3 protein-coding genes are annotated in these 5175 nt (G+C 62.4%); 2 read left to right on the top strand and 1 reads right to left on the bottom strand.

All coding sequences use genetic code 11. The features are described from left to right. Positions 1–157: 157 nt before the first annotated feature. Positions 158–1108, top strand: a complete 951-nt coding sequence (locus PMI29_RS14830) for a GlxA family transcriptional regulator (RefSeq protein ID WP_033052390.1) — start codon at positions 158–160, stop codon at positions 1106–1108. Positions 1109–1270: 162 nt separating this feature from the next. Further along, complete coding sequence (locus tag PMI29_RS14835; RefSeq protein WP_007998143.1) at positions 1271–2755, top strand: ATP-binding protein; 1485 nt, start codon at positions 1271–1273, stop codon at positions 2753–2755. Here PMI29_RS14835 and PMI29_RS14840 read toward each other — a convergent pair. Next, the coding region (locus PMI29_RS14840; protein WP_007998142.1) for an ATP-binding protein at positions 2720–5175 on the bottom strand (2456 nt) is incomplete at its 5' end. The two genes, PMI29_RS14835 and PMI29_RS14840, sit on opposite strands and share 36 nt — an antisense overlap.

The following is a 5175-nucleotide window of genomic DNA, read 5'->3' as shown; positions in this document are numbered from 1 at the left end:
GTGTCCAAAATTAGTTGACCAGTTCAGCTTGCTCGCGATGACAATCTTTCCGTCACCGAATTCGTTGAATGTAAGACCGTTATCGCGAGCAAGCTCGCTCCCACAAGGGTTTGGTGTCCTAGTCACCCACTACTTTGATTCCTGTGAATTCCAATCCATGAAAACCGTGGCAATGGTGCTGTTTCCCGACTTTCTCCTGCTCGACATGGCCGGGCCCATGGAAGTGTTTTCCATCGCCAATCGTTATCTGAAACCCGACGATCACTATGTGCTGACGACCATCGGCACCGAGCCCGGCGCACTGCGGGCGTCCAACGGGGTGATCGTGCACGCCGACCGGCACATCGACCAGGCCTGCGAAGGTTTTGATTTGCTGCTGGTGCCCGGTGGCCCCGGAGCCTACAACGAAAAGCATCCGCCGTTGCTCGCCTGGCTCAGGCACAACGTCCGCCGGTCCGCCGCTTATGGCTCGATCTGCACCGGGGCGTTCGTGTTGGGGCATGCGGGTTTGCTCGACGGCTATCGCGTCACCACCCACTGGCACTACACCGAGCGGCTGATCAAGGGCTTTCCGAAAGCGACCGTCGAGACCGATCAGATCTTTGTCCAGGACCGCAACCTGATCACCTCCGGCGGCGTGACTGCCGGGATCGACCTGGCGCTGTCGGTGGTGGCACAGGACCATGGCAAAAAAGTCGCCCAGGACGTGGCCAAGGTGTTGCTGGTGGTCATGAAACGCCAGGGCGGACAGGCGCAGTTCAGCCCGCTGATGGCGGCGGTGGCTCCCCAGGAAACCGCGATTACCCGTGTGCAGAACCATGTGCTCGAACACCTTGATGAAACCTACAGCATCGAGTGCATGGCGAACCTGGCCAACATGAGCCCGCGGCATTTCGCCAGGGTATTTGCCCGGGACGTGAACATGACGCCGATGGAGTTTCTGCAAAGCGCACGCATCGATTGCGCCAGGAACCTGCTGGAAACCACCGAGCTGCCGCTCAAGACGGTGGCATTCAAAAGTGGCTTCGGCAGCGTGCGGCACATGCGTTTTCTGTTCAGTGAAAAGCTTGGCCTGACCCCGACTCAATACCGCGAGCAGTTCAGCTAGCGCGTGTGTCCGTTGTGGGCACCGCAATGGCCGTGACGCTCCCCCCGTGGCAGTTGTACCGTCACCGAGGCCTGCCAAGATACCAGTGAACTCATTGCAAGGAAGGTGCGGAGCCTGGGATGGACTCGCGTACCGAGCCAGGCTTCCAGCGGGTGACAGCGCATGAACAGCCTCAGAGATGTAAACAGCGAAGCGGTGCTGCAGTTTGGTCCCTATGCCTTCCACCTCAGTCAGCGACTGGTGTTGGAGGGCGATCGACCGCTGCGCCTGGGCGGCCGCGCCCTTGATGTGTTGCAGGTACTGGTCGAGCACGCAGGCTCGGTGGTCAGCAAGGAGGAGTTGATTGCGCAGGTCTGGCCGCGCTCGGTGGTCGAAGAGATCAACCTGCGGGTGCACATCGCCGCCCTGCGTCGTGCCTTGGGCGACGGGCAGAACGGCCAGTGCTACATCGTCAACATTCCCCAGCACGGCTACAGTTTTGTCGCCCCGGTGCGGCATTCGCCGGAGCCCGTATCGTTCCCGAGCGAGACCGTACAAAAGCCCCTGCACAACCTGCCGGCGCGGCTCACGTCGATCACCGGGCGCGATGCGGTTGTCGGCAGCCTGGTGCGGCAGTTGCCGGTGCGGCGATTCATGACCCTGGCCGGGCCTTGCGGGATCGGCAAGACCACCGTGGCGCTGCGCGTGGCCGAACTGTTGTTGCAGCACTATCGGCACGGCGTGTGGCTGGTGGACCTGGCGGCGATCGACGACCCGGCGCAAGTGACCGATCACCTCACACGTACCCTCGAACTGAAGGTCGGCACCACACTGCAAGCGCTGGCACAGCGGCATGCCTTGTTGGTGCTGGACAATTGCGAGCACCTGCTCGAACGCTGCCAGACGTTGGTCGAGACACTGCTGCATTCGATGCCGCGGCTGTCGATCCTCGCCACCAGCCGCGAGCCGCTCAAGGCAGCGGGCGAAACCGTATTGCGCCTGCCACCGCTGGCGGTGCCACCGGCGTCAGGGTTGCGCAGTGTCGCCGAGGTCATGGACTATTCGGCGGTGCAGTTGTTCGTCAGCCGTGCCCGAGCCCGTCAGCAAGGGTTCACCCTGCGTGAGCAAGACCTCAAGACCGTGCGCGAAATCTGCCGACGCCTCGACGGCCTGCCATTGGCGATTGAACTGGCCGCAGCGCAAATCGATGCGTTGGCGCTGGTGGGGTTGCAGGCGCAACTCGATAACTGTTTTCAGCTGCTGACCCAGGGCCGCCGCACAGCCGTTCTCCGGCATCAGACGCTCAAAGCTGCGCTGGACTGGAGCTACGAACGGTTGACTGCCGTGGAGCAAACCGTGTTGCAGCGTCTGGCCGTGTTCAAAATGGCCTTTACCCGGGACGCAGCGATTGGCGTGATCAGCTGCGCCAGGCTGCCCGCCGCCGACCTAGTCAAGGTGATGGAAGGCCTGGCACTCAAGTCGCTACTGTCCCTGGAGCAGGGCGGGGCAGTGACCCGTTACCGCTTCCTCAACACCACCCGCACCTACGCGCTGGAAAAACTCGAACTCAGCGGTGATTTGCGCGCCCTTGAAATGCGTTATGCCCGCTACATCAGTCAGACACGCTGGACTTCAGGCCGGCAGGTGGCATTGCAACTCGCCGAGTAAGCGGCGGACCGTTATCAGGTCAGGCGTGGAAAAACCTTCGGTGAAGCGCTGGTAGATCGGTGCCAACAGTTCATGCGCCTGTTGGTGGCGGCCCTGTCGCTGCCACAGTTGCGCCAGCGAGGTGGCGCTGCGCAATTCCCAGGCCAGCGCACCCTGAGTCCTGGCCACGTTGAGTGCCTTGAGCAGCACGGCTTCTGCCGTTGCGGTTTTGACCGGACAATCCGTTGCCAGCAGCGTCTGGGCCTTGGCGCGCAGAATTTCCGACGTGCTCCAGCCTGACGTACCGTTTTCTGCGCGTTCGAGCAAGGCGTCATCGACGCAGGTCGAGTCCAGCGTGACCATGATGTCTTTGATCAACCCGACACTTCGCTGCCTGGCGGGCGGGACCTGGGTGCCGCCGATCACCTGCGCGTAGTGTTGCGCCCAGTTATAGAACAGTTGAACCGAGTGTTTCTGCGCCTGTTCCAGCAGCAGCCGCAGGAGTTCGCGGGCGCTGCGGGTGTCGCCGTTGTAGTAAGCGATCAGGCAGCCGGACAGCGCCAGGGTGTAGCAGATGGATGTGCCGTGGTTGATCTGCAATGCGATGTCCAGCGCCTGCCGGGCTGTGCGCCAGGCTTGTTCCGGTTGGCCCTGCAACCAGAGGATGCGCGCCTGAATGGTCAGTGCCGCGACACTCTGGTCGTATTGCACGCCGAAACCATGGGTGAAATGGTTGAGGCGACCGTTGTGGGCCATGCGCTGCAGCACCTGCTCGGCATCGTCCCGAGCCTGTTGCTGGTCGCCGGAAAAATGCAGGGCCAGCACCCGCAATCGATGCATGCTCAGGGACATCAGGGTATCGTCATTCAACCCCAGTTGATCGAACTGCCGACTCTGTTCCAAAGCCATTTGATAATGACCGCAGCTGAGATTGACTGCCAGGTGCCCGGAAATCGCCCGCAATTGACCGGATACATCGTTGCACTGTTGGGCCAGGGCTCTTGCGCCGACAAAGGCTCCAACGGTTTCTGCGGTACCGCCCTGCGTGTGATAACAGGCACTGCCCAGGGCCAGCTTCAGGGCCATCTGCAAACGCGGGCAAGGTTCGGGTGACTGGTCGAGCAAGGCCAGCGCCTTACGCACATAGCCGCCGTGCTCTTTGAGCAATGACAACTCCTGCCACAGGGGAGTGGACGTCGCGGCCAGGCGTATCGCCAGTGCCTGCGGCCCTTGCGCGTGCAAACCCCAGTCGAGGGCCGCGCGGATATCATCCAGGGCCCGGCCATAGCGCTCGAGCCACAGGCCGGTCGCCGTTTTCTCCCAGTCGTCCTGCGCCTGTTGCATCAGGGCCAGGCAGCGCTCGGCATGACGCTCCCGGGTGCCGGGCAGGTCGGTGGTTTGTGTGAGCTTTTCCAGGGCGTAACTGCGGGTGGTGTCGAGCAGGCGGTAGTAAACATCCTCGTCGCCCACCTCGACGTTTAACAAGGACTTGGCGACCAGTTGGGTGATCGAGCCGAATACTTCGCGAGGTTCGATGTGTTCGCCGACAATCACTGCCGCTGCCGACTCGAGGGTGAAGCCGCCGCGGAATACACTCAGTCGGCGCAGGCAGGTCTTTTCGCAGGCGTTGAGCAGTTCGAAGCTCCAGTCCAGTGTCGCGCGCAGGGTCTGATGGCGTGCCAAGGGCGCCTGGCCGGGCTGAGTCAGCACCCGGAAGCTGCTTTGCAACTGCTCCAGCAAGCCGTGCAACCCGAAGTTGCCCACTTGCGCCGCTGCCAGTTCGATGGCCAGCGGGATGCCATCCAGTCGGTGACAGATGTCGATCAACAGCGGTAGCTCGTCGTCAGTCAGTTCAAAGCTGTCGTGGCTGGCCATGGCCCGTTCGACGAACAGTTGCAGGGCGGAAAAGGTCATGGCCTGGGCGCGGTCGAGGACGGCGATGGGCGGTGGGCAGTCGAGCGACTCCAGACGCTGGACGAATTCTCCTTCGGCCCGCAGGCTCTCGCGGCTGGTGGCGAGAATGTGCACGTGCGGCGCACTGCGCAGAATGTTTTCGCAGAGGTGGGCAATGGCGTCGATCAGGTGTTCGCAGTTGTCGATGACCAGCAGCATTTGCCGGTCGCGCAGGAAGGTTGCGAGGCTGTCCATCGGTTCGTCGTCGTGCAGGACCAGTTCGAGCAACATCGCCAGATGGCCGTCGATCATCAGCGGGCAATTGATCGGGGCCAGGTCCAGCAGGCGAATGCCGTCCCGGTAGCGACCGATCATTTGTTCGGCGACCCGCAAGGCCACGGTCGTCTTGCCGATGCCGCCGGGACCGACGAGGGTGATGAAGCGCTGGCGTGGCAGTTGCACCATCAGACTATCAACCAGGTTCTGCCGGCCGATCATGCGCGTGTGGCGCACCGGCAGGTTATGCCGGCTCGGCGTGGCGGCCGCCG

This window comes from Pseudomonas sp. GM49 (assembly GCF_000282355.1).
Taxonomy (GTDB): Bacteria; Pseudomonadota; Gammaproteobacteria; order Pseudomonadales; family Pseudomonadaceae; genus Aquipseudomonas.
This window is presented reverse-complemented; position numbering and strand designations above follow the sequence as displayed.

Coding starts and splice junctions, on each gene's coding strand:
- PMI29_RS14830 (WP_033052390.1), top strand. CDS start 158: ATGAAAACCGTGGCAATGGTGCTGTTTCCCGACTTTCTCCTGCTCGAC.
- PMI29_RS14835 (WP_007998143.1), top strand. CDS start 1,271: ATGAACAGCCTCAGAGATGTAAACAGCGAAGCGGTGCTGCAGTTTGGT.